Origin of the sequence: Pseudonocardia sp. HH130629-09, from assembly GCF_001294645.1 — a bacterium.
Taxonomy (GTDB): Bacteria; Actinomycetota; Actinomycetes; order Mycobacteriales; family Pseudonocardiaceae; genus Pseudonocardia.
In genome coordinates this window covers 2,025,058-2,047,080 of sequence record NZ_CP011868.1, presented here as the reverse complement: position 1 = coordinate 2,047,080, position 22,023 = coordinate 2,025,058, and the positions used below count along the sequence as shown (strand labels likewise).

Genomic DNA, 22,023 nt, shown 5'->3' with positions numbered 1-22,023 from the left:
ACCGTGTGACGGTCACCAGGAGAAGGCACCACTGTGACGAATCGGGGTCCCGCCGGGTGCACCGAGTTGTAGGTTCCTCCCATGCTGCTCTCGGAGCTCGTCGCGCGACCGGAGCTGCGGCTGCGGGTCCTGCACGGCTCGGCGGCCGATCTGGACCGGTCCGTGCGCTGGGTGTACCCGACCGACCTGCCCGACCCGTCGCGTTACCTGGGCGGCGGTGAGCTGGTGGTGTCCGGGCTGGTGTGGCGGCGGACAACGGCGGACTCGGAGCGGTTCGTCGCGGCCGTCGCCCGGCCCGGGGCGGCGGCGCTGGTGGCCGGCGAGGCCGTGTTCGGCGACATCCCGGGCGACGTCGTCGACGCCTGCCGCCGCCACGACCTCGTCCTGATCGCGGTCCCGGTGGACGTGTCGTTCGGCGCGGTGACCGAGGTGGTGATCGGGGCGCTGTCCGCGGCCCGCGGGGACCGGCTCGCCCACACCCTGGGCCGGCACCGGCGGCTGCTCGCCGCGTTCGCCGGCGGCGCGGAGCTGGCCGAGCTGGCCGGGGCGGTCTCGGCGGGCACCGGGCTGGTCTGCCGGGTGCTCACCGCCGCGGGCGGCCTCCTGGCCGGGCCGGCCCTGCCCGACGCCGAGCGCGACGCCGTCGTCGCCGGGTTCCTCACCGCGGGCCGGCTGCCGGTGACCGTCCCGGCCGGTCGGGAGGGTGCCGCGCACCTGGTGGTCCCCGCGGCACCGGGAACGGCACGGACCACCGGCTGGCTGGTCGCCGCGCAGCTGCCGCCGGGCACTGCGCAGGCGGGCACCGAGGCCGTCGACGCCGTCGGGGAGCTGGCCGCCATCGCCGCGCTGGACCGGTCCCGGCGCCGCGAGGGCGCGGCGGTGGCCCGCCCGATCGCCGACGACGCGCTGGCCCGGATCGCCGCCGACACCGGCGACCGGCCGGAGACCCGGGTACGGCTGCGCCAGGCCGGGGTGGAGCCGGACGGGACCCTCGCCGTGGTCGTGCTGCGCGCCTCGGGCGTCGCGGACCCGGCCGACACCGCGCACACCGTGCTGCTCGACGCGCTGGTCAGCACCGGCCCGGCCGCGGTCGGGGTGCTGGGTGGCGACGCGGTCGCCGTCGTCGCGGTGCCCGGGCGTGCGGACACCCCGGACCCGGTCGAGGTGGTGCTGGGCGCGGTGCACCGGCTCGGCCCGGGCCTGGCGGGCGGACGGCTGTCGGCCGGGGTGTCGCGGCCGTCGACGGCGGAGGCGCTGTCGGGTGCGCTCGCCGAGGCCGGGCACGCCGCGGGACTGGCGGCGTCCCGGGTCGGCCCGGGCGTAGCGCATGCTGAGGTGGGTCAGACCGCGGCGAGCACGGCCGGCACCACCACGACGGCGGCGACCGCCGCCCCGTCGACAGGGGCCCCGCCGAACGCGGCGAGCTGCTCGGCGGGCATCCGCAGTCACGCCGACAGCGGCGCCCCGAACCGCCGGGCCTGCAGGAACGAGGCGACCTGGTCGGGCGGGAAGGCGTAGTTGGCGAGTGCGGCGTTCTGTTCGAAGGTCAGGCCGGGCCGGTTGAACGAGCGCAGCACGTGAAGCAGCGCGACGAACACCGGGATCTGCAGGAACACCACTCCGATCCCGGCGACCGGCGACGAGCCGTGCGTGCGGTGCAGCGCGGCGGTCGCCTCGGCCAGTGCCCGGGCGTCGCCGCGGTGGCGTTCGCGGAGCCGGGCGACCTGCGGGGCCAGTGCGCGACCGATCCGGGCGGCGCGCATCCGGGTCCAGGCCGAGCGCACCAGCAGCGCCCGGACGGTGAGCACGAGGAACACCACCGACAGCGCCCAGGACGGGCCGGTGGCCGGTCCGAACAGGGCGCCGAACAGCTCGTGCCACAGGCACATGACGAAGGAGACGGGTAGTACAGGAAGTCGAGCACGTGTCACTCCGGGGACGTCCGAGGGGCAGGACGGGTCCCGGAACAGGGACGACGACGGGCCGGTGCGCACACCGCACCGGCGCGCGGGGCGGCGCGTCAGGCGGCCGCGACGATGCCGGGAACCTGCTCCGGGTGGAGCGGTCCCGAAGCGCGCGGCCGGGGACGGCCCGCCGCGTCGGGGTCGGTCTGGCGGACGATCCCGGCCCGGTGCCGGACCCGGCGGGCCTCGCGGACCGGGGTGGTCGCGGCAGTGGCGACGAGGTGGATCGCGCCGAGCTCGCGGTGCCCGGCCCACACGAGGACGGCGAGCGCGACCACGGCGCCGACGAGCCCGGTCTCGACCTCGGCGGGCAGCAGGACCGGCGCGAGCGGGAGCAGCGACGCGACCAGCAGGGCCGCCCCGTCCCGCGCACGCCGTCCGATCCCGAGGTCCACGCCGGCCGCCGGGCCCTGCGCCCGTCACCGGGTCAGCCGGACACCAGGTCGTCGAACCGGCGCCCCGCGACCTTGGCGATCTCCACCAGGGCCGTCGCGTGCTCCTGCGCGGGCGGGTGCTCCAGCCTCCTCCGCGCGGTGGCGAGCAACGTGCGGGTGTCCCCCGCGTCGCGCAGACAGACGATCAGCGGAAACCCGAAGCGCTCCCGGTAGGCCGCCGCCACGGCGCAGAGCTCGGCGCGGTCGTCGTTGCCGAGCAGGGCGAGCCCGGCCCGGTCACGCAGTGCCGCCGCGGCGGTGCCACCGACGGGGCCACCGACCGGGCCGACGCCGTCGGAGCGGCGGGGGGCGGGGGCGCCGGAGCCGCCCGCGCCGGCGAGCCCCCCGAGGTCGGGGTAATGGCCCAACAGCGCCCGCTGCTCCTCGATCGGCGCGGCGAACAGCTCGTCCTGCACCGCCGCGCGCAGCGCGGTGGCGTCGGCGAAGGGGCCGCGGCCGTGCACCCGGGCCGGCACCGCGGTCGGGCCCTCGAACAGCCGCCCGAGCACCGCGGAGAACTCGCCGGCGTCGGCGGAGGCGAGCCGGTCGAAGGTCACCGTGTCCCCACCGGGCGTCGCGGGTGCGATGTCGCGGCGGCGCCCGGTGTGGAAGAAGAGCAGGTTGAGCCCGATCGCGACGACGCTGCCCGCGGTGATCCCGGAGCCGAGCACGATGCCCGCCCACTCCGGCAGGGCCTGCGCCACGTCCGGCTGCACGGTCACGAACAGCGCGACCCCGAGCCCGGACCCGACCACGACGACGTTGCGGTGGTCGCGGAAGTCGACCCGCGACAGCGTCTGGATCCCGACGACGGCGACGGTCGCGAACATCGCCAGCGCCGCACCGCCCAGCACCGGGTGCGGCACGGCCGCGACCAGCGCCCCGGCCTTCGGCACCAGCCCGATGAGGATCATGAAACCGCCCGCGGCGGCCACCACCCAGCGGCTGGAGACCCGGGTGAGCCGGACGAGGCCGACGTTCTCGGCGAAGCAGGTGTAGGGGAAGGAGTTGAGGACACCGCCCAGGGTGGTGGCGGCGCCGTCGGCGCGCAGGGCGCGGGCGACGTCGTCCGACCCGACCTTCTTGTCCACGATCTCGCCGGTGGCGATCACGTCACCGGTCGTCTCGACCGCGGTGATCATCATGACGACGATCATCGACAGGATCGCGGCGATCGAGAACTGCGGCCAGCCGAAGTGGAACGGCGTGGTGACCCCGACCCAGTCCGACTCCCCCACCGCGGACAGGTCGACCAGACCGAACGGCACTGCGGCGAGCGTGCCGAGCACGAGCCCGGCCAGCACGGCGACCGTCGCGAGGAACCCACGGAACAGCCGCTGGATCAGCACGATCACCGCCAGCGTCCCGAGGGCGAGCCCGAGGTAGAGCGGGTTGCCGGGGTCGGGGGCGTTCGAGCCGCCGACGGCGTCGGTCGCGGCGACCGGCAGCAGCGCCAGCCCGATCACGGTGATCACCGTGCCGGTGACGACCGGTGGGAAGAAGCGCAGCAGCCGCGCGAAGTAGGGCGCGGCGAAGAAGGTGACCAGCCCGGCGACGATCACCGCGCCGTAGATGGTGGTCAGTCCCTGCGTCCCGCCTCCCGCGGCGAGCCCGATCGCGATCATCGGGGAGACCGCGGTGAACGTAACGCCCTGCAGCAGCGGCAGCCGCACCCCGATCCGGCCGATCCCGACCGACTGCAGGATCGAGGCGATGCCGCAGGTGAACAGGTCGGCGTTGATCAGGTGGATGAGCTGGCGCTCGTCGAGGCCGATGGCGTTGGCGAGCAGGATCGGCACGACGACGGCACCGGCGTAGAACGCCAGCACGTGCTGCATGCCGTAGACGGCGAGCCGTCCGGCGGGCGGCACCCGGTCGACCGGGTGGACGGGACGGGCGGGATCGGCGGTGGCGCTGGTGGATCGGCGCAGGCGCATCGGTGACCTCGATGAGAGCCGGAGGGGGATGACGGGGCAGGGCGCGCAGAGGGGCCGGATTGCGACCTGCATCACCATGCGCCCGGGCCGGGACCACCCGGCACCGCCGTCCTCGACGAACCCTGGCCCGCTCGGCCCGGGGCTTTCGTAGGTTCCGACAGTCGACCCGGGCGCCACGGCCACGCGAGTCCGCCGTTCGGAACCTCCCGGCAATGCCGTTGCAACCCGGGATCAGACAGAATGCCGGCATGCACCTCAGCCCGCAGGAGCGCGACAAGCTCCTCGTCCACGTCGCCGCCGACGTCGCCCGCAGGCGGCGCGAGCGGGGCCTGCGGATGAACTACCCGGAGTCGGTCGCGCTGATCACCGAGCACGTCCTGGAGGGCGCCCGCGACGGGAGCACCGTCAGCGAGCTGATGAGCAGCGGGCGAGAGGTCCTGACCCGAGACGACGTCCTCGACGGCGTCCCGGAGATGCTGGACTCGGTGCAGGTGGAGGCCACCTTCCCGGACGGCACCAAGCTCGTCACCGTCCACGGGCCGATCGCGTGACCCCCGGCGAGATCCTGTTCGGCGACGAGCCGGTGGAGCTCAACCCCGGCCGCACCCGGGTCGTGCTCACCGTCGTCAACGCGGCGGACCGGCCGGTGCAGGTCGGGTCGCACTACCACTTCGCCGCCGCGAACCCCGGCCTCGAGTTCGACCGCGACGCCGCTTGGGGGCACCGGCTCGACGTGCCCGCGGGGACGTCGGTGCGGTTCGAGCCCGGGGTCGAGCGCGAGGTGTCGCTGGTGCCGATCGTGGGGGCGCGCCGCGTCCCCGGCCTGCGCCCCGAGAGCGCGGGCGCCCTCGACGAGCGGAGCCACGGGTGAGCATCGACCGCGCGCGTTACGCCGACCTGTACGGCCCCACCGTCGGGGACCGGATCCGACTCGCCGACACGAACCTGCTGATCGAGGTGACAGAGGACCGCTCGCGCGGCCCGGCGGCGGGCGACGAGGTGGTCTTCGGCGGCGGCAAGGTGATCCGGGAGTCGATGGGCCAGGCCGCCGTCACCGCCGCGCACTGCCCGGACCTGGTGATCACCGGTGCCGTCGTGCTCGACCACTGGGGCGTGATCAAGGCCGACATCGGGGTCAAGGACGGCCGCATCGTCGGGATCGGCAAGGCCGGCAACCCCGACACGATGAACGGCGTCGACCCCGCCCTGGTGATCGGGCCGGGCACCGAGGTGCTCGCGGGCAACGGACGCATCCTCACCTCGGGGGCGATCGACGCGCACGTGCACTTCATCTGCCCGCAGCTGGTCGAGACCGCGCTCGCCTCGGGCGTCACCACCCTGTTCGGCGGTGGCACCGGCCCGGTCGACGGGTCGAAGGCCACGACGGTCACGCCGGGACCGTGGAACATCTCGCGCATGTTGCAGGCCATGGACCACCAGCCGGTGAACCTGCTGCTGACGGGGAAGGGCAACACCGTGTCGGCCGAGGCGCTGCACGAGCAGCTGCGTGCCGGGGCGGGCGGGTTCAAGCTGCACGAGGACTGGGGCACCACGCCGTCGGCGATCGACGCCTGCCTCCGGGTGTGCGAGGAGACCGGTGTGCAGGCCGCGCTCCACAGCGACACGCTCAACGAGGCCGGGTTCCTGCAGTCCACCCTGGCCGCGATCGGCGGACGCTCGATCAACGCCTTCCACACCGAGGGCGCGGGCGGCGGGCACGCCCCGGACATCATCGAGATCGTCGGCACGTCGCACGTGCTGCCGTCGTCGACGAGCCCGACCCGCCCGCACACCGTCAACACCCTCGACGAGCACCTCGACATGCTCATGGTGTGCCACCACCTGAACCCGTCGGTGCCCGAGGACCTGGCCTTCGCCGAGTCCCGGATCCGCCCGACGACGATCGCCGCCGAGGACGTGCTGCAGGACCTGGGTGCGATCTCGATGATGAGCTCGGACTCCCAGGCGATGGGCCGCATCGGCGAGGTGGTCATCCGGACCTGGCAGACCGCCCACGTCATGAAGGCCGCCCGCGGACCGCTTCCCGGTGACTCCGACCGCGCCGACAACCTGCGGGCCCGGCGCTACGTCGCGAAGTACACGATCAACCCGGCGCTGGCCCACGGCGCGGCCGAGCACATCGGCTCGGTGGAGGTCTGCGGTTCCCCCGAGATCGTGGAGGGTTCTTATGCCGCGTCTCGGGTGAGGGCGGCGTTCTCGTAGTTGATCGGTGAGAGCCCGGCGGCGGCACTGTGTCGCCGCCGGTGGTTGTAGAAGCCGTAACACCAGTCGATGACCGCCGCCCGCGCCCTACTGATGGTGTCGAAGTCGTTGCGGGACAGCACTTCCCACTCCAGGCTGGAGAAGAACGCCTCCGCCGCGGCATTGTCGAAACACGACCCGACCCGGCCCATCGACTGACGGATGTCGAGCCGCCGACACAGAGCGGTGAACGCGCCCGCGGTGTAGGTCGACCCGCGGTCGGTGTGGAAGATCACCCCGGCGATTCGGTCCGCCCCGCCGCGGGCCGCCACCGCCATCCGGATCGCCGCACACGCCAGCTCGGCGTTCGGGTGCAGCCCCGTGGCCGCGCCGAGCAGCCGCCGCGAGTACAGGTCGATCACCGTGGCCAGATACAACTTCCCGGCCGCGGTGGGGATCTCGGTCATGTCCCCGACCCATCTGCGGTTCGGCTCGGCCGCAGTGAAACCCCGACGAAGCAGGTCCGGGAACTTCGGCGCCGTGCGGTCCTGGCGGGTCAGCCCGTTGTGCCGCTTGATCCGGCGGGCGACCAGGCCCTGGCGGCGCATCGAGTCCGCCACGGTCTTCTCCGACACCCGCCATCCGGCCTCACACAGGTCGGCGTGCAGACGGGGTGAGCCGTGTAGCCGCTGGGCGTCGTCGAACGCCACGGCCACGGCGGCGTCCAACGCGCAGCGGCGCTTCTCGGTCGCGGTGGCACCACCGTCGGAACGCGCGGCGCGGTCGAGCCACTTGTACAGCCAGGAGATCGACACCCCCAACAGGGCGCAGGCCAGCGTGTGCGGCACCCGGTGGAAGGTCCTCTGGTCGGCGATGAAACGGGCCACGCTCACTTCGTCGCCTCCTTGACCCACAGGACCACGGATCGCTTGAGGACATCACGCTCCATCCGCAGCTCGGCGTTCTCCGCGCGCAGCCGCTTGAGCTCCTCGACGCCGCCGCGAGACAGGCCCTCGGTGTCCTCGCGGGCCTCTCGTGCACGGGCCACCCAGTTGCCCAGCGTGCCCTCGTTGACCCCCAGGTCACGGGCGACCTGGGCGATCGGCTTGCCCGTCTCCTCCACGACCCGGACCGCTCCGTCACGGAACTCCCGGTCGTAGCGCTTCCGTACCTCTGGCATCGCTACCCCTTATAGCTGATGCCTCCCCGATCATGGGGGACGCCGACTCGGTGTGCGGCGCGGCCTGGGGCGAGCGTTCCGAGGCTCGCACGAACACCCGCAACGGCTACCGCCACCGCGACTTCGACACCCGCGCCGGCACGATCGACGTGGCGATCCCCAAGCTGCGCAACGGCTCCTACTTCCCCGACTGGTTGCTGGAGCGTCGTCGCCGGGCGGAGCGGGCCCTGACCACGGTGGTCGCGACCTGCTACCTGCTCGGGGTCTCGACGCGGCGGATGGAGAAACTCGTCGACTCCCTGGGCATCTTGGACTCAACCGGTCAGCGCAACAGTGCTCCGAATCTATCAGCCGGGGTGTCGAAATCAAGCGTTTTGCGCGGTCGGGTGTTGAGGCGTTCCGCGACGCGGTCGAGTTGGGCCTGGGTGATGTGGTCGAGCCGGGTGCCCTTCGGGAAGTACTGGCGTAGTAGCCGGTTGGTGTTCTCGTTCGTGCCACGCTGCCAGGGGCTGGCCGGGTCGGCGAAGTAGACGTCCAACCCGGTCCGGGCGGTGACGATGGTGTGGCGGGCCAGTTCCATCCCGCGGTCCCAGGTCAGCGACTTGCGGACGTGTTCGGGCAGTCGGGCCATCTGCCGGGACAGTTGGTGGGCGACGGTGTGCATGTCGCGCCCTCCGAGCGCGACCAGCACGGTGAACCGGGTCGCGCGCTCGACCACGGTCGCGATCTGGGTGGTGCCACGCCCGAGCAGCAGATCACCTTCCCAGTGCCCGGGCACCGCCCGATCAGTCACCTCGGCGGGCCGGTCGTGGATGGAGACCGCGCCGGGGATCTGCGAGCGCCACTGCCCACCGGTGGTGTTGTGCACGTTACGCCGGATCGGACGGCCCGACCGCAGGTGTTTCTGCAGGTCTTTGGCCAGCACACCGCGGGTCTGCACGAACAGCGACTTGTAGATCGTCTCGTGTGACACCCGCATCCCCGATCCCGGAGCGTAGTGCTTGGCCAGGTGCCCGGCGATCTGCTCGGGCGACCAGTCCTCACCCAGTCTGGCAGCGACGAACCCACACAGCAGCGGACGACGGGCGAGCAGACACGTCTTGGGGCGCTGGGCCCGGCGCCAGGCGCGGTCCTCGGCGTCCACAGCACGGTAGGCACGCCGACCCTTGTTGCGGGCGACCTCCCGGCTCACCGTCGAGGCCGGACGACCGAGCCCAGCCGCGATGGCCCGGATCGAACGATACTGGGCCAGACCACGAGAGATCTCCTCCCGCTCGGCCGCGGTCAGCGTCCCCGGTCGGCGACGACGTGATGGCGGCACGTAGCCACCGGTGGACTTGAGCACCGTGAACACCGACCCCGGCGGGCGTCCGATCGCCCGAGCGATGTCACTGATCGACTCCCCACGCCCCCACCGGACCCACAGATCCGCGCGGTCGGCATCGGACATCCCAGGTCGTCCCAGTCGCGCCATCCCACACCCCTATCATGATCAACTACCCGGGTGTTGCGCTGACCGGTTGAGTCCAAGCGTCCCGGCTTTACTGCCGGTGGTTTGGTGGCCAGTGATCATCTGGCCGATGGTTCTGTGTCAGCGTAGTGGGCTGCCTCGAACTCGGTGGGGCTGATCATGCCCAGACTTGAGTGCAGTCGGCGGTTGTTGTACCACTCGACCCAGCTGGCGGTGGCGTACTCGACGTCGGCGATCGTGCGGTAGGGGCCGTCGTGGAAGACTCGGGTGCGGATGCATTCGGCCTTGTAGAGGCCGTTGATGGTCTCCATCAGGGCGTTGTCGTAGGCGTCGCCGACGCTGCCGACCGAGGGCTGTATGCCCTCGAGGTGCAGGTGCTCGGTGAACCGCAGACTCGTATATTGCGACCCGGCATCGGAATGGCAGATCAGCTGGTCCCGGGCCACGGCTTTGCCCTCGTGGGCACGTCGCCACAGCGCCATCCGTAACGGCACGTCCACCAGCTCGACGTCACGAGTGAGCGCGGCGTGCCAGCCCACGATCTTCTGCGAGAAGCAGTCCACGATGAACGCCACGTAGGTGAACGACTGATACGTGCGCACGTAGGTGAAGTCGGTGACCCACTTGCTGTCGGGTGCTGAGGCGGTGAAGTTGCGGTCGAGCAGATCAGCGGCCCGCTGGGCGGTCGAGTCCGGGATGGTCGTGCGCGGCCGTTTCCCGCGGACCACTCCGGCCAGCCCCACCGAGCGCATCGCCCGGTCGACCGCTCCGAACCCAGCCTCGGGCAGCACCGTTCGACGGATCAGGGCCAGCATCTTGCGACGCCCATAAAGTCCCTCTGGGGCCAGCACCGGTTCGCCGGCGCGGTTGGTGGTGAACGCCGCCGCACGGACGGCGTCTTCGACCAGGGCGTCGGTGACGGTCCGGGCCGCGACCCGGCCGGCGGCGCCGTTCCTGGTGCCGGTCCGAGCGCACCAGGCCCGCAAGGTTCGTGCCGCGATCGTGAGCCCCAGGGTGTTGAGGGCAGCAAGGATCGACTCGACGGCATGACCAGCAGCCCGCATCTGATCGACGAACGCGACGATCAGCGGTTTCGGGGGTCGAGCTCCCCCACGAAGAAAATCGTCGCCGACTTGAGGACCTCGTTGACCTCGCGCAGGCGCTTGTTCTCCGCCCGCAACCGCCGCAGCTCCTCGCGGTCATCGCTGGTCACGCCCGCTACGACGCCGGTGTCGACGTCGTGCTGGGACACCCAGCGACGCACGGACTCACGCGACACCCCGAGTGACTCAGCGACCTGGACATGCACGGCACGCTCGGTCGAGTACGCCGAACGATGCTCGGTCACCAGACGCACAGCCTGGCTCCGAACCGCTGGGTCGATCTTCTTGGGCACGACACCCATCCTCTCAGCCTGCTCACAACGGAGCGGCAGAGAAGCCGGGACGGTTCAATCTGTCTCGACCACGACGTTGTGGTGGGCCACTGCGGTTCCCCCAGGGACCGTGCGGGTCGGACTCGCCGCCGACGACTGCCCAGCAGTCCTGCAGTCCATCGCCCGTCCCGCGGCGACGAGCGATGGGGGGCTCCTCGACGACCACGTGCCGTGGCCCTTGATCGTGCCCGCCGCCACGCAGGTCATGACGAACCGGGAGCCGTGAACGATGGCCGCCATGACTACGGCCTCACGGCCTGACACTGGCCAGCGAGGCGATCCTGAGCTGGACGCACCGCTACTGGTGGACCACGTCGTGCCTGGCGCGCCTGCGCGGCACCCGCGACCCGGCAGCAGCCGATCGCCTGCTGCTGACCGTCGTGCTCAGCGAGCTGCGCGGTCAGCCCCGCGGCCACTACGTCCTCTCCGACGTCGCGGGGCAGACACCCCGAACCTGGCCAGGTAGATCGAGACAGTTCCAGCGCCAAAGTCCCGCCCAACTTGGCCGATCTGCAACACCAGGGCGGTGCAGCTGGCCATGATCGATGAGATCCGACAGCGAAGGAGCCACCGGGGACCGGACGGGCGCGAGGACCGGCGTCACTCCCGCCGCTAGCCTGACGACCTCGACCGCCCTGGAGGTGCACCGTGACCGGACCGGTCCCCCGCCCCGCCGACATTGACGCCGTCCGTGACTCCTACGACCGCGTCGCCGACAACTACGTCGACATGGTCGTCACCACCGGCCTCGGCGACGTCCGTACCCACCCCTGGCTCCGGGCCGCCATGGACACCTTCGCCGACGCCGTCGCGGGTCGCGGGCCGGTCCTCGACGTCGGCTGCGGGCCGGGGCAGGTCACCGCCCACCTGGTGGAGCGCGGCGTCGACGCGTCGGGGGTGGACCTCTCCCCCGCCATGGTCGCCCACGCCCGCCGCCTGTACCCGCACTGCACCTTCACGGTCGGCTCGGCCACCGAGCTCGCGGTGCCTGACGGCTCGCTCGCCGGGATCCTCGGCTGGTGGTCGCTGTTCCACCTGCCCCGCGACGTCCTGCCGCACGTCCTGGCCTCCTTCACCCGCGCACTCGCCCCCGGTGGGCGGCTGATCCTGGCGACCCACGTCGGCGACGGCGAGCTCGAACGCACCGAGTGCTACGGCGGCGTGCCCGTCCGCTGGACCAGCCACCTGTGGCGGCCCGCGCAGCTGCGTGACCTCCTCGATCGGGCGGGACTGCACCCCGAGGCCGAGCTCCTCCTGCACCCCGACGAGCGGACCGGCCCAGGTGTGGTGATGGTGGCGCGGGCACCGGGACCGGCAGGATGACCCGGTGACCGACCCCGCACCCACCGGCGTGCCCGGCGCCGAGCTGCTCGCCCCGCAGGTGGACCTTCCGCTGACCGAGCAGGAGGCCGCCTACGTCGCGGCCGCCCGGTCGGCCAACACCCGCCGCGGCTACGCCTCGGACTGGCGGGAGTTCAGTGCCTGGTGCATCCGGCACGGGCACGCGGCGCTGCCCGCCGCGCCCGAGGCACTGTCGGGGTACATCACCGAGCTCGCCGGGGCCGGGGCGAAGGTCGGGACCATCAGCCGCCGGCTGTCCTCGATCCGGTTCGTGCACGTCATGCGCGACCTCCCCGACCCCACCGACGCCCGCCGCGTCACCGCCGTCTGGGAGGGCATCCGCCGCACCCACGGCGCCCCACCGGTCCGGGCCCGGCCACTGATGCCCCCCGACCTCGACGACGTCGTCGACGCCTGCCCCACCACCCGCAGCTACGCCACCCGGACGGACGAGGACGACCTCGCCGGCCTGCGCGACCGGGCCCTGCTGCTGGTCGGGTTCTTCTCCGCGCTGCGCCGCTCCGAGCTCGCCGCGCTCACCGTCGCCGACGTCGCCGACCACCCCCGCGGACGAGTCCTGTCGATCCCCCGGTCCAAGACCAACCCGTACGGCACCGAGCCCGAGCTCGTCGTCCTCCCGCACACCCACCGGACCGCGCGCTGCCCGGTGACCGCGCTGCGGGCCTGGCTCGACGCCGCCGGGATCACCGAGGGCCCGGTGCTGCGCAAGGTCACCCGCGGCAACCGGGTCACCGACCGGCAGCTGCACCCGGAGTCGGTCAACGAGATCGTCCAGCGCGCGGTGGCACGTGCCGACATCGGCCCCGGCCCCTGGTCCGCACACTCGCTGCGCGCGGGCCATGTCACCTACGCCCACCAGCGCGGCGCCTCCGACCGGGCCATCGCCCACCAGACCCGGCACCGCTCCCTGGCCACCGTGGGCACCTACATCCGCATCGACAACGCGTGGGAGGACAACTCCGCCGCCCTGCTGGCAGGGTTGTAGCGGTGCCCCTCCACCCGGCGATCGAGCCCTACGACGCCGGCACCCTCACCACCGACGACGGCCAGGACCTGTACTGGGAGACCTGCGGCAAAGGTCGTGACGACGACCGAGCGGGAGATCCGCTGGGTCACCGAGGACATGCGCCGGATCTTCCCCGCCGCCTGGGACCGGTTCGCCGACGCCGTGCCCGCCCACCTGCGCGGCGCCCGCCTCGTCGACGCCTACGCGACTCTGCTCGCCGACCCCGACCCGGCCGTCCGCGAGCACGCCGCCCGTGAGTGGTGCCGCTGGGAGGACACCCACGTCTCCCTCGCACCGGGCCACCGGCCGAGCCGACGCTACGAGGACCCGGCGTTCCGGCTCGTCTTCGCCCGGCTGGTCACGCACTACTGGCGGCACGCCGCGTTCCTCCCCGACGGCGCCCTGCTCCGCGGCGCGACCCGGCTCGCCGGCATCCCCGGGACCCTGATCCACGGCCGGTACGACGTCAGCGGGCCTCCGGACATCGCCTGGGACCTGCACCGGCGCTGGCCGGGCAGCGAGCTGCAGATCATCGACGACGCCGGGCACGGCGGCGCCGGCGCGTTCACCGACGCCGTCGTCGACGCGCTGGACCGGGCCGTCCGCCGCCGCTGACCCTCCTCCACCACGCCCTTCTCGCCTGCGGCTCTCCGTTCCGGGTGAGCTCGCGGGTCCGGACCGGCCCCGGTCCGGCCGGGCTGCCGGCGGCCGTCTCGTGGCGTTGTGGCGGTCCGGGTGTCGTCGTTTCGACGACGACATGTCGGCGTCAACGTTTCATTGACCATTGAGACCGATGAGCGGCGAAGGGCTGGGCGCTGGAGGGCGCGGCCCAGAGATCCTCGGCCTCCGGAGCTGCGGACGCCGGCACATGCGGGTCACGACGGCCCCGGCCCGACAGTCTCCGTCCGCGCCGCTGCATCCGTGCTGCTGCGTCCGTGCTGCCCACCGTGGCCTGCCGGGCGGGGCGGCCCGACACGGCCGGCCGAGCAGGGTGTCCGTCGCGTGCCCTGCCCGTGACCACTGCCGCCTCCCCTGCTCCGCGACCAGCAGCGGGTGTCGCTGTTCGGTTGACCGCGCGCCATCGTCAATGATTGCTTGACACTGATGGTTGTGACGGTGCGGCCAGATCGCGTTGACCCCTCGCTCGGGGCGGCTCTACATTCCGTGGACGATCCCCGGTGCCGACTCCCGTGCACCTCGTGCCGCCGGAGCGCACCCTGTCCACGATCCCGCTGTCGTGCCTGGACCTGAACCCGCTCCGGCGCGGCGGAACCGCCACCGACGTTGTCTCCGACGCGGTCGTACTCGCACGCCACGCCGAGTCGCTCGGCATGCTGCGCTACTGGGTCGGCGAACACCACCTTAAGCCGGCGCTCGGGTCGACCAGCCCGATGGTGCTGCTCTCGCATCTCGCGGCCCGGACCGAACGCATCCGGCTGGGCGTCGCCGCGCCCCTCGTCGCCTACCACCCGCCACTGCGCCTGGCCGAGGACGCGACGCTGCTGTCGGCCCTGTCCGGTGGCCGCACCGACCTCGGGCTCGGCCGGTCGGTCGCCGCCCGTACGCCGCGCACCGTCGGGCTCGACCACGACCGTCCGCACGTCGAGGCCCGGCTCCTGGAGCGTGGGCTGGGCACCTTCTCCGGACGCTGTGACCAGCTGCTGCGCCTGCTCACCGGCAAGGAGCCGGGGCTGCGGGGCGCGCCCGTCGAGCTGCTCGACGCGGTGGCCCCGCAGGTCTGGGTGCACGCGGCCGGCGCGGGCGAGAGTGCCAACTACGCCGCCCGCAACGGGCTGCCGATGGGCGTCGCCTACTTCGCCCGGCCGACCACGGTCCTGGAAGCGGTCGACCTGTACCGCGAGCGGTTCGTACCGGGGCCCTACGGGGACCGACCGCACATCGCGATCGCCGTGTCGGCGCTGGCCACGGACTCCGAGGAGGAGGCGGTGTCCCTCGGCGCGGGCTACGACGTCTGGCTGCGCGGGCTCACCCTCGACGCCGGCACCCACCACTACCCCACCGCCGAGGAGCGGGCCGGCCTCCCGCCGCTGGACCCGGCCGAGCTGGTCGTCCTGGAGGACCGGCTGCGGACCCGCGTCGTGGGACGGGCCGACGCGGTCGCGCGACGGCTCGCCGCGATCGTCGAGGCCGCGGAGGCCGACGAGCTCGTCGTCGAGACCGTCGCCCCCACCCTCGCCGACCGGCTGCGCTCCTACGCGCTGCTCGCCCGGGAGTGGTCCCGGATCTGAACACCGATCCTTGACCTGAACCCCGCTTCATCCCCGACGCTCCCTCGGTCACCACCGGCGAGGGAGAACCCATGGACACCACACCACCCGTGGCCCGCTTCGAGCAGGCGTACCGCGACGGCGACCCGCCCTGGGTCATCGACGAGCCGCAGCCGGTCGTCGCGGCGTTGGCCCGCGACGGTGCCGTCACCGGAACCGTCCTGGACCCGGGGTGCGGCACCGGGGAGCACACCATCCTGCTGACCCGGCTCGGACACGACGTCCTCGGCGCCGACGCCGCCCCGACCGCGGTGCGCCGCGCCCGGGAGCGGGCCGCGGCCGCGGGGGTGGACGCCCGGTTCGTCGTCGCCGACGCACTCACCCCGGACGGCCTCGGCCCGTTCGACACGGTCGTGGACAGTGCCCTGTTCCACCTGTTCGACCCCGCTGACCAGGCCCGCTACGCCCGCGCGCTGGCCGGGATCGTGCGCCCCGGCGGCGTCGTGCACGTGCTCGCCCTGGCCCGGACCGGCGCCGCCGCCGAGTTCGGCCCGGTGATCGACGCGGCCGACGTCCGGACCGCGTTCACCGGTCCGGACTGGTCGGTGGAGTCGGTCGCGCCGGCGTCGTACCGCGGGGTCGTGACCGCCGCCCTGGCGCAGGCCTACGGTGAGCCGGCCGGGACCAGGGTCGAGGTCCCCGCCCACCTCGCCCGGGTACGGCGCCGCTGATCAGCCCGACCGGGCGGGCCGCCGCTGCGGCACACAGCAGTCGACCGCGCAGGGTGCCCCGTTACGGGTGCACCCCGCCGACGGGCCGCTGCCCAGCCGCCGGGCGGGCGCGTCGTCGGTGTGCTCCCGCACGAGCTCGACCACCATGTCGGCGAAGCGCGGGTCGGGCCCGGCGGTGGCGGCGCGGGCGAACCCCATGCCGTGCTCGGCGGCACGCTCGGCGGCCTCGTTGTCGAGGTCCCACACGACCTCGACGTGGTCGGACACGAACCCGACCGGCGCGACGACGACCGCGGGCACACCCTTGGCGTGCAGGTCGTCGATGTGGTCGACGATGTCGGGCTCCAGCCACGGCACCTGCGGCGGACCGGAGCGGGACTGCCAGACGACGTCGAACTCGTCGACGCCCAGCTCGGCGGCGACCAGCGCGGCGGCCTCGGCGACCTGGCGGGAGTAGCGGTGCCCGCCGTCGTCCGGGGTCCCCGCGGCCGCGTCGGCCGAGGTGGGGATGGAGTGCGCCGTGAATACCAGCCGCGCCGCCTCGCGCCGGTCCTCGGGCAGCTGCACCCACGCCGTCCGCACGGCGTCGGCGTTGGCGCGCACGAAGTCCGGGTGGTCGTAGAAGTGGCGCAGCTTGACCAGCTCGGGCGCCGCCTCGCCGACGGCGTCGCGGGCCCGAGCGATGTCCTCGTGGTACTGGCGGCAGGCGGAGTAGCCGCCGTAGGCGCTGGTCGCGAACACCAATGCCCGCTCGACGCCGGCCTCGGCCATCTCGCGGACGGTGTCCTCGGCGAAGGGCCGCCAGTTGCGGTTGCCGAAGTACACCGGCAGCTCGGTGCGCGCGGCGATCGACGCGATCAGCTCGCGCTTGCGGGCGTTGATCGGCGAGACCCCGCCGAAGTGCTGGTAGTGCTCCTCGACGGCGTCGAGGCGTTCCGGCGGGACCCCGCGGCCCCGGGTCACGTTCTCCAGGAACGGGCGGACCTCGTCGGGAGCCTCGGGGCCGCCGAAGCTGAGCACCAGGATGGCATCGGGGTCGGGGCAGGACTGTTCGGGCACGGACCCGATTATCGACGCCTTCCCGCGGGCGCGCTCCCCGGCCTCACACGCCGACGGCGTGCACCCCGCCGTCGGCCATGATCATCGATCCGGTGGTGGTCGGCATCCAGTCCGACAGTGCGGCGCACACGGTCTTGGCGACCGGCACCGGGTCGTTCATGTCCCAGCCGAGCGGGGCACGCTCGTCCCACACGTCCTCGAACGCGGCGAAGCCCGGGATCGACTTGGCGGCCATCGTCTTCACCGGGCCGGCGGCGACCAGGTTGACCCGGATGCCGTCGCGGCCCAGGTCGCGGGCCAGGTAGCGGGTGACCGACTCCAGGGCGGACTTCGCGACGCCCATCCAGTCGTAGGCGGGCCAGGCCTGACGGTTGTCGAAGTCCATGCCGACGATCGAGCTGCCCGGACCGAGCAGCGGCTTGCACGCCATCGCCAGCGACTTCAGCGAGAACGCCGACACCTGGATCGTGGTGGCGACGTCCTCCCACTGCGCGTTCAGGAACGCACCCTCCCCCAGAGCACCCGCAGGGGCGAACCCGATCGAGTGCAGCACGCCGTCGAGGCGGGGCTCCTCGCCCAGGTGCGGGGTGATCCGCTCGACGAGCAAGTCCAGCTGCTCCTGGTTCGACACGTCCAGCTCGACGACCGGTGCGGGCTTCGGCAGCCGCATCGCGATCCGCTCGACCAGCCGCATCCGGCCGAAGCCGGTGAGCACGACCTCGGCGCCCTGCTCCTGGGCGATCTTGGCGGAGTGGAAGGCCAGCGAGGCATCGGTGATCACACCGGTGATCAGCAGCCGCTTGCCGTCGAGCAGTCCCATGACGTCCTTTCGAGAGTTCTGCGGGGCACGGGCCCGGGGGCCCGGTGTCGGTGTCGCACGCGAGCGCCGATCAGTGCCCCATGCCCAGGCCGCCGTCGACCGGGACGACCGCCCCGGTGACGTAGCCGGCGCCGGGCGAGGCGAGGAAGGCGACGACCGAGGCGATCTCGTCGGCGTCGGCGTAGCGGGAGAGCGGGATGGTCCCGAGGATCTCCTCGCGCCGCTTCTCGGGCAGCGCGCGGGTCATGTCGGTGTCGACGAACCCGGGGGCGACGACGTTCGCGGTGACGCCGCGGCTGCCGAGCTCGCGGGCGACCGAGCGGGCGAGGCCGACGAGCCCGGACTTCGAGGCGGCGTAGTTGACCTGCCCGGCCGACCCGGAGAGGCCCACGACCGACGACACGAAGATCATCCGGCCTTTCCTGGCCTTCAGCATCCCGCGCGAGGCCCGCTTCGCGACCCGGTACGCGGCGGTGAGGTTGGCGTCGACGACCCGGGTGAAGGACTCCTCGGACATCCGCATGAGCAGACCGTCGTCGGTGATGCCGGCGTTGGACACCAGCACCTCGACCGGTCCGTGGGCGGCCTCGACCTCGGTGAACGCGGCGTCGACGGACTCGGCGTCGGTGACGTCGCAGTGCACCGGCAAGAGCCCGTCGGGGATGTCGTCCTTCCCCGAGCGGTAGGTCACCGCCACCTGGTCGCCCTCGGCCGCGAACGCCTGCGCGATCGCCAGGCCGATGCCGCGGTTTCCTCCGGTCACGAGCACGCTGCGTCCCACGGGGGTGAACCTAACGCACTACCGGTCGGTACCCGCGAGCGGAGATCACCCTCACGGCAGCCGCCTGCCGAGCAGGATGCCCGCACCGAGCCCGCCGATCAGCAGGACGAACCCGCCGATCATCCACGGTCTGCTCGCGTCGACCTCGCGCTCCTCGTAGCCGAGCTCCTCGGACAGGTCGGAGTAGACCGCGCGCAGCTCGGACTCGGTCGCGGCGGTGAAGAACCGGCCACCGGCGAGCTGCGCGATGCGCTCCATCGAGGCGTCGTCGACGGGGACGGGGGTGCGCCCGCCGTCGAGCTCGATCGAGCCGTAGCTGGTGCCGAAGGAGATCGTGGACACCGGGATGCCGCTGTTGCGCGCCTCTGCGGCCGCGGTGAACGAGCCGCGCGGCTCGTTCTCCCCGTCCGGACCCGGCACGGTCTGGGTGCCGTCGGAGAGCAGCACGATCCGCGCCGGGGGCGGCACCCCCGCCGCGTCCGGGCCGCCCTGCAGCGACCGGGAGAAGGTGTCGATGGACTGCATCGCCGTGAAGATCGCCTCACCGGTCGCGGTGGACTCGGCGAGCTGCAGGTTGTCGACGCCGTTCTTGACCGCGCTGCGGTCGGTCGTCGGCGAGACGAGCACCGCCGCCGTCCCGGCGAACGACACCAGCCCGAGGTTGACGCCCGGGGTCAGCTGGTCGGCGAACTGCTTGGCCGCGGCCTGCGCCGCGGCGAGCCGGGTCGGCGCGACGTCGGTGGCCTTCATCGACAGCGACACGTCGATCACCAGCATCACCGTGGCCCGGTTCCGCGGCACCTTCGCCATCGCCTGTGGCCCGGCGAGCGCCACGGTGAGCACCGCCAGCGCCGCGATCAACGCGATCGCGGGAAGGTGCCGCCACCGGCCCGGCCGCTTCGGGGCGACCGACTCCAGCAGCTCCAGGTTGGTGAACCGCACGACGTCGCGACGGCGCCGGCGCAGCAGCCACACGTAGGCGACCGCCAGCGCGGCGACGACGAGCAGCCCGAGCAGCCACCAGGGGGCGGTGAACGTCACGCGGGCCTCCGCGGGGCCGCGGTCCCGTCGTGCGGGGACGCGGTGCCGTTGCGCGAGAACGCGGCGCCGCTGCGCGGGGCCGCGGTGTGCTTGCGGGCGACGGCGAACCGCACGATGTCGGCCACCCAGTCGGTGTCGGTGCGCAGGGTCAGGTGCCCGGCCCCGCAGCGGCGCAGCGCCGCGGCCACCCGGTCCCGGTGCTCGGCGGCGGCGGCGGCGAACTCGCGGCGCAGCAGCGGTGTGGTGTCGACCTCGCGCTGACGCCCGGTCTCGGGGTCGGCCAGCACGACGGTCCCGACGTCGGGCAGCTCCAGCTCCCGCGGGTCGACGACCTCGATCGCGAGGAGCTCGTGGCGCGCCGAGAGCGCCCGCAGCGACCGCTCCCAGGTGGGCTCGCCCAGGAAGTCCGAGACCACCACGACCAGCCCGCGCCGGCGCGGCGGGCGGCGCAGCTCGTCGAGTGCGCGGGACAGGTCACCGCGGGTGCCCTCGGGCGCCGACGGCATCGTCGCGACCCGGCGGACCAGGCCACGGGCGTGCGCCATGCCACCGCGGGCGGGCAGCCGCAGCGTCGACTCCCCGTTCGCGACGACGGCGCCGAGCCGGTTGCCGCCGCCGGTCGTCAGCTGGGCGACCGCGGTCAGCCCGGCCAGCGCCAGGTGCCGCTTGTCGGTGCGGGCGGTGCCGTAGTCGATGCTGCGCGACAGGTCCACCACCGCCCAGGTCTCCAGCTCGCGGTCGGCGACGGTCTCGCGCACGTGCGGCGCGGTCGTGCGGGCGGTGACCGACCAGTCCATCCGGCGGACGTCGTCACCGGGCTGGTAGGGCCGCGCGTCGCCGGGCTCGCTGCCCGGGCCGGGCAGCAGCCCGATGTGGTTGCCCTGGAGCAGCCCGTCCAGCCGGCGCCGGACGGTGAGCTCCAGGGTCCGCAGGGTGGCCTCGAGCCGGACGAGGTCGGAGGACCCCGCCGTCACGCCGGACCCTGGCCGGCACCCGGTGCGGGCGGCCACGCCGACGGCGCACCCTCGGGCGCTCCCCCGGGCCGGGCGCTGACCTGTGGCAACGGCACGGTCTGCAGGACCCGGGTGACGATGTGGTCGACCGGCACCTGATCGGCGATCGCGTCGTAGGACAGCACGAGGCGGTGCCGCAGCACGTCCGGGGCGACCTCCAGCACGTCCTGCGGCAGGACGTAGTCGCGGCCACGCACCAGGGCCAGCGCGCGGGCGGCGGACACGATGCCCAGCGACGCACGCGGCGAGGCCCCGTAGGCGATCCAGGACGCGACGTCGGACAGGCCGTGCTCGGACGGCAGCCGGGTCGCGACGACCAGCCGCACGACGTAGTCGACCAGGGAGTGGTGCACGAACACGTCCGCCGCGGTGCGCTGCAGCCGGACCAGCTCCTCGGGGGTGAGGACCTGGGAGGCCACCGGTGGGGTGGACCCCATCCGGTAGATGATCTCCCGTTCCTCCTCGAGCCCCGGGTACTCGATGATCAGCTTGAACAGGAAGCGGTCGCGTTGGGCCTCGGGCAGCGGGTAGACGCCCTCGTTCTCGATCGGGTTCTGGGTGGCGAGCACGAGGAACGGGTCGGGCATCGGGTGGTCGCGACCCGCGAGGGACAGCTTGCGCTCGGCCATCACCTCGAGCATCGCCGACTGCACCTTCGCCGGGGCGCGGTTGATCTCGTCGGCCAGCACGAAGTTCGCGACGACCGGACCGAGCTCGACGTCGAACTCCTCCCGGCCCTGCCGGTAGATCCGGGTGCCGAGGATGTCGGCGGGCACCAGGTCGGGGGTGAACTGCAGCCGGGAGAAGCTCCCCCCGACGACCCGGGCGAAGGTCTCCACCGCGAGGGTCTTCGCGACGCCGGGGACGCCCTCCAGCAGCAGGTGTCCCTTCGCGAGCAGACCCACCAGCATCCGCTCGACGAGCCGGTCCTGGCCGACGATCACCCGCTTCACCTCGAGTACCGCACGCTCGAGCCGCTCGGCGTCGCGGGCGGGAGTGATCGGGTCCGGGCCGGTCGAGGCAGTCGTGCTCACGGTGCCATCCCACCGTGTCGGCCGTGTGGATCCGGTGAGGCGTGCCGCTCCCCGCCGGCGAGCGGGCCGACCGCCGGGTCCTGCGCGGTGAACCGCAGCGTCATCGCCAGGTAGTCGCGCAGCGGCACGGTCCGCGGTGCCGCCCGGTGCCGGGTCCAGACCGCGTTCGCCCGGGCCGGGGTCAGGTCGTGGGCGTGCGCGACGACGGCCCGCGCCTCGGCCGGACCGATCTCGCGACCGGCCAGCGCGGCGAGGGCCGCGGCCAGCTCGGCGGCGCGGTCGTCGTCCACGGCCCCAGCAGAGCAGACACCCCCGACAGTTCCGG

The 22,023-nt window shown here is 73.3% G+C and carries 22 protein-coding genes and 2 pseudogenes; 10 read left to right on the top strand and 14 right to left on the bottom strand.

Annotated features, from left to right (window positions below; translation table 11 throughout):
- Positions 1-81 precede the first annotated feature (81 nt).
- Entirely contained in the window at positions 82-1,518 is a 1,437-nt protein-coding gene (locus tag XF36_RS09375) for a PucR family transcriptional regulator ligand-binding domain-containing protein (protein WP_060711690.1), read from the top strand.
- On the opposite strand, the gene XF36_RS09370 is transcribed toward XF36_RS09375, so the two are convergent.
- From XF36_RS09370 to XF36_RS09360, 3 genes are all read right to left on the bottom strand, one after another.
- Positions 1,446-1,889: a YidC/Oxa1 family membrane protein insertase gene (locus tag XF36_RS09370; RefSeq protein ID WP_060711689.1), complete on the bottom strand. Its 444-nt coding sequence runs from the start codon at positions 1,887-1,889 to the stop codon at positions 1,446-1,448. The genes XF36_RS09375 and XF36_RS09370 overlap by 73 nt on opposite strands.
- 131 nt (positions 1,890-2,020) lie before the next feature.
- The gene (locus XF36_RS09365) at positions 2,021-2,359 is read right to left on the bottom strand and encodes a DUF6412 domain-containing protein (protein ID WP_060711688.1); all 339 of its coding nucleotides are present in this window, start codon (positions 2,357-2,359) and stop codon (positions 2,021-2,023) included.
- A gap of 32 nt (positions 2,360-2,391) precedes the next feature.
- Positions 2,392-4,335 (bottom strand): solute carrier family 23 protein, encoded by a 1,944-nt coding sequence (locus XF36_RS09360; protein ID WP_060711687.1) that lies wholly within the window; start codon positions 4,333-4,335, stop codon positions 2,392-2,394.
- A gap of 248 nt (positions 4,336-4,583) precedes the next feature.
- Between XF36_RS09360 and XF36_RS09355 the strand changes: the two genes are divergently transcribed.
- The 3 genes and pseudogenes from XF36_RS09355 to ureC form a co-directional block, all read left to right on the top strand.
- Positions 4,584-4,886 carry an urease subunit gamma gene (locus tag XF36_RS09355; protein ID WP_060711686.1) on the top strand — a complete coding sequence of 101 codons (303 nt, stop codon included), beginning with the start codon at positions 4,584-4,586 and terminating at the stop codon, positions 4,884-4,886.
- The gene (locus XF36_RS09350) at positions 4,883-5,206 is read left to right on the top strand and encodes an urease subunit beta (protein WP_060711685.1); all 324 of its coding nucleotides are present in this window, start codon (positions 4,883-4,885) and stop codon (positions 5,204-5,206) included. The genes XF36_RS09355 and XF36_RS09350 overlap by 4 nt, the downstream gene beginning before the upstream one ends.
- Positions 5,203-6,492: pseudogene (gene ureC, locus XF36_RS09345) on the top strand (urease subunit alpha); the annotation flags it as partial. The gene XF36_RS09350 and the pseudogene ureC, both read left to right, overlap by 4 nt.
- Before the next feature lie 29 nt (positions 6,493-6,521).
- Here ureC and XF36_RS09340 read toward each other — a convergent pair.
- Both XF36_RS09340 and XF36_RS09335 read right to left on the bottom strand, forming a co-directional pair.
- The gene (locus tag XF36_RS09340; RefSeq protein ID WP_060710839.1) at positions 6,522-7,430 is read right to left on the bottom strand and encodes an IS3 family transposase; all 909 of its coding nucleotides are present in this window, start codon (positions 7,428-7,430) and stop codon (positions 6,522-6,524) included.
- Positions 7,427-7,717 carry a transposase gene (locus tag XF36_RS09335; RefSeq protein ID WP_060710840.1) on the bottom strand — a complete coding sequence of 97 codons (291 nt, stop codon included), beginning with the start codon at positions 7,715-7,717 and terminating at the stop codon, positions 7,427-7,429. Before XF36_RS09335 ends, XF36_RS09340 begins: the two co-directional genes overlap by 4 nt.
- Before the next feature lie 29 nt (positions 7,718-7,746).
- Between XF36_RS09335 and XF36_RS30260 the strand changes: the two are divergent.
- Positions 7,747-8,025, top strand: a pseudogene (locus XF36_RS30260) (transposase); the annotation flags it as partial.
- Positions 8,026-8,039: 14 nt separating this feature from the next.
- On the opposite strand, the gene XF36_RS09330 reads toward XF36_RS30260, so the two are convergent.
- The gene (locus XF36_RS09330; protein WP_060710806.1) at positions 8,040-9,191 is read right to left on the bottom strand and encodes an IS30 family transposase; all 1,152 of its coding nucleotides are present in this window, start codon (positions 9,189-9,191) and stop codon (positions 8,040-8,042) included.
- 95 nt (positions 9,192-9,286) lie between these two features.
- Positions 9,287-10,584 (bottom strand): IS3 family transposase gene (locus XF36_RS09325; RefSeq protein ID WP_145981319.1). Its coding sequence is split into 2 segments (ribosomal slippage): positions 9,287-10,311 and positions 10,311-10,584, totalling 1,299 coding nucleotides; the frame shifts between segments, so codons are not numbered across the junction.
- 687 nt (positions 10,585-11,271) lie between these two features.
- Here XF36_RS09325 and XF36_RS09315 point away from each other — a divergent pair.
- The 5 genes from XF36_RS09315 to XF36_RS09295 all read left to right on the top strand — a co-directional run bounded on the left by XF36_RS09315 (position 11,272) and on the right by XF36_RS09295 (position 15,950).
- Entirely contained in the window at positions 11,272-11,946 is a 675-nt protein-coding gene (locus XF36_RS09315) for a class I SAM-dependent DNA methyltransferase (protein WP_060711682.1), read from the top strand.
- Positions 11,947-11,950: 4 nt separating this feature from the next.
- Positions 11,951-12,970: a site-specific integrase gene (locus XF36_RS09310; RefSeq protein WP_060711681.1), complete on the top strand. Its 1,020-nt coding sequence runs from the start codon at positions 11,951-11,953 to the stop codon at positions 12,968-12,970.
- Between the two features lie 96 nt (positions 12,971-13,066).
- Complete coding sequence (locus tag XF36_RS09305; protein ID WP_060711680.1) at positions 13,067-13,606, top strand: hypothetical protein; 540 nt, start codon at positions 13,067-13,069, stop codon at positions 13,604-13,606.
- Positions 13,607-14,169: 563 nt separating this feature from the next.
- Positions 14,170-15,240, top strand: a complete 1,071-nt coding sequence (locus tag XF36_RS09300) for an MsnO8 family LLM class oxidoreductase (RefSeq protein WP_082375287.1) — start codon at positions 14,170-14,172, stop codon at positions 15,238-15,240.
- Positions 15,241-15,311: 71 nt separating this feature from the next.
- Entirely contained in the window at positions 15,312-15,950 is a 639-nt protein-coding gene (locus XF36_RS09295; protein WP_060711678.1) for a class I SAM-dependent methyltransferase, read from the top strand.
- Here the strand turns inward: XF36_RS09295 and XF36_RS09290 are convergent, their stop codons facing one another.
- From XF36_RS09290 to XF36_RS09260, 7 genes are all read right to left on the bottom strand, one after another.
- A complete protein-coding gene (locus tag XF36_RS09290; RefSeq protein WP_060711677.1) occupies positions 15,951-17,009 on the bottom strand; it encodes a ferrochelatase in 1,059 nt (352 codons plus the stop codon).
- 43 nt (positions 17,010-17,052) lie between these two features.
- Positions 17,053-17,829: an enoyl-ACP reductase FabI gene (gene fabI / locus XF36_RS09285; protein ID WP_060711676.1), complete on the bottom strand. Its 777-nt coding sequence runs from the start codon at positions 17,827-17,829 to the stop codon at positions 17,053-17,055.
- Between the two features lie 70 nt (positions 17,830-17,899).
- Positions 17,900-18,610 carry a 3-oxoacyl-ACP reductase FabG gene (gene fabG / locus XF36_RS09280; protein WP_060711675.1) on the bottom strand — a complete coding sequence of 237 codons (711 nt, stop codon included), beginning with the start codon at positions 18,608-18,610 and terminating at the stop codon, positions 17,900-17,902.
- A 51-nt stretch (positions 18,611-18,661) separates the two neighbouring features.
- Positions 18,662-19,651, bottom strand: coding sequence for a VWA domain-containing protein (locus tag XF36_RS09275; RefSeq protein ID WP_060711674.1), 990 nt, complete (start codon positions 19,649-19,651; stop codon positions 18,662-18,664).
- Positions 19,648-20,625, bottom strand: coding sequence for a DUF58 domain-containing protein (locus tag XF36_RS09270; protein WP_238589193.1), 978 nt, complete (start codon positions 20,623-20,625; stop codon positions 19,648-19,650). The genes XF36_RS09275 and XF36_RS09270 overlap by 4 nt, the downstream gene beginning before the upstream one ends.
- Positions 20,622-21,698: an AAA family ATPase gene (locus XF36_RS09265; protein ID WP_060711673.1), complete on the bottom strand. Its 1,077-nt coding sequence runs from the start codon at positions 21,696-21,698 to the stop codon at positions 20,622-20,624. Before XF36_RS09265 ends, XF36_RS09270 begins: the two co-directional genes overlap by 4 nt.
- Positions 21,695-21,988: a hypothetical protein gene (locus XF36_RS09260; protein WP_060711672.1), complete on the bottom strand. Its 294-nt coding sequence runs from the start codon at positions 21,986-21,988 to the stop codon at positions 21,695-21,697. Before XF36_RS09260 ends, XF36_RS09265 begins: the two co-directional genes overlap by 4 nt.
- Positions 21,989-22,023 lie beyond the last annotated feature (35 nt).

Coding starts and splice junctions, on each gene's coding strand:
- XF36_RS09330 (WP_060710806.1), bottom strand. CDS start 9,191: ATGGCGCGACTGGGACGACCTGGGATGTCCGATGCCGACCGCGCGGAT.
- XF36_RS09370 (WP_060711689.1), bottom strand. CDS start 1,889: ATGTGCCTGTGGCACGAGCTGTTCGGCGCCCTGTTCGGACCGGCCACC.
- XF36_RS09360 (WP_060711687.1), bottom strand. CDS start 4,335: ATGCGCCTGCGCCGATCCACCAGCGCCACCGCCGATCCCGCCCGTCCC.
- XF36_RS09295 (WP_060711678.1), top strand. CDS start 15,312: ATGGACACCACACCACCCGTGGCCCGCTTCGAGCAGGCGTACCGCGAC.
- XF36_RS09355 (WP_060711686.1), top strand. CDS start 4,584: ATGCACCTCAGCCCGCAGGAGCGCGACAAGCTCCTCGTCCACGTCGCC.
- XF36_RS09375 (WP_060711690.1), top strand. CDS start 82: ATGCTGCTCTCGGAGCTCGTCGCGCGACCGGAGCTGCGGCTGCGGGTC.
- fabI (WP_060711676.1), bottom strand. CDS start 17,829: ATGGGACTGCTCGACGGCAAGCGGCTGCTGATCACCGGTGTGATCACC.
- XF36_RS09335 (WP_060710840.1), bottom strand. CDS start 7,717: ATGCCAGAGGTACGGAAGCGCTACGACCGGGAGTTCCGTGACGGAGCG.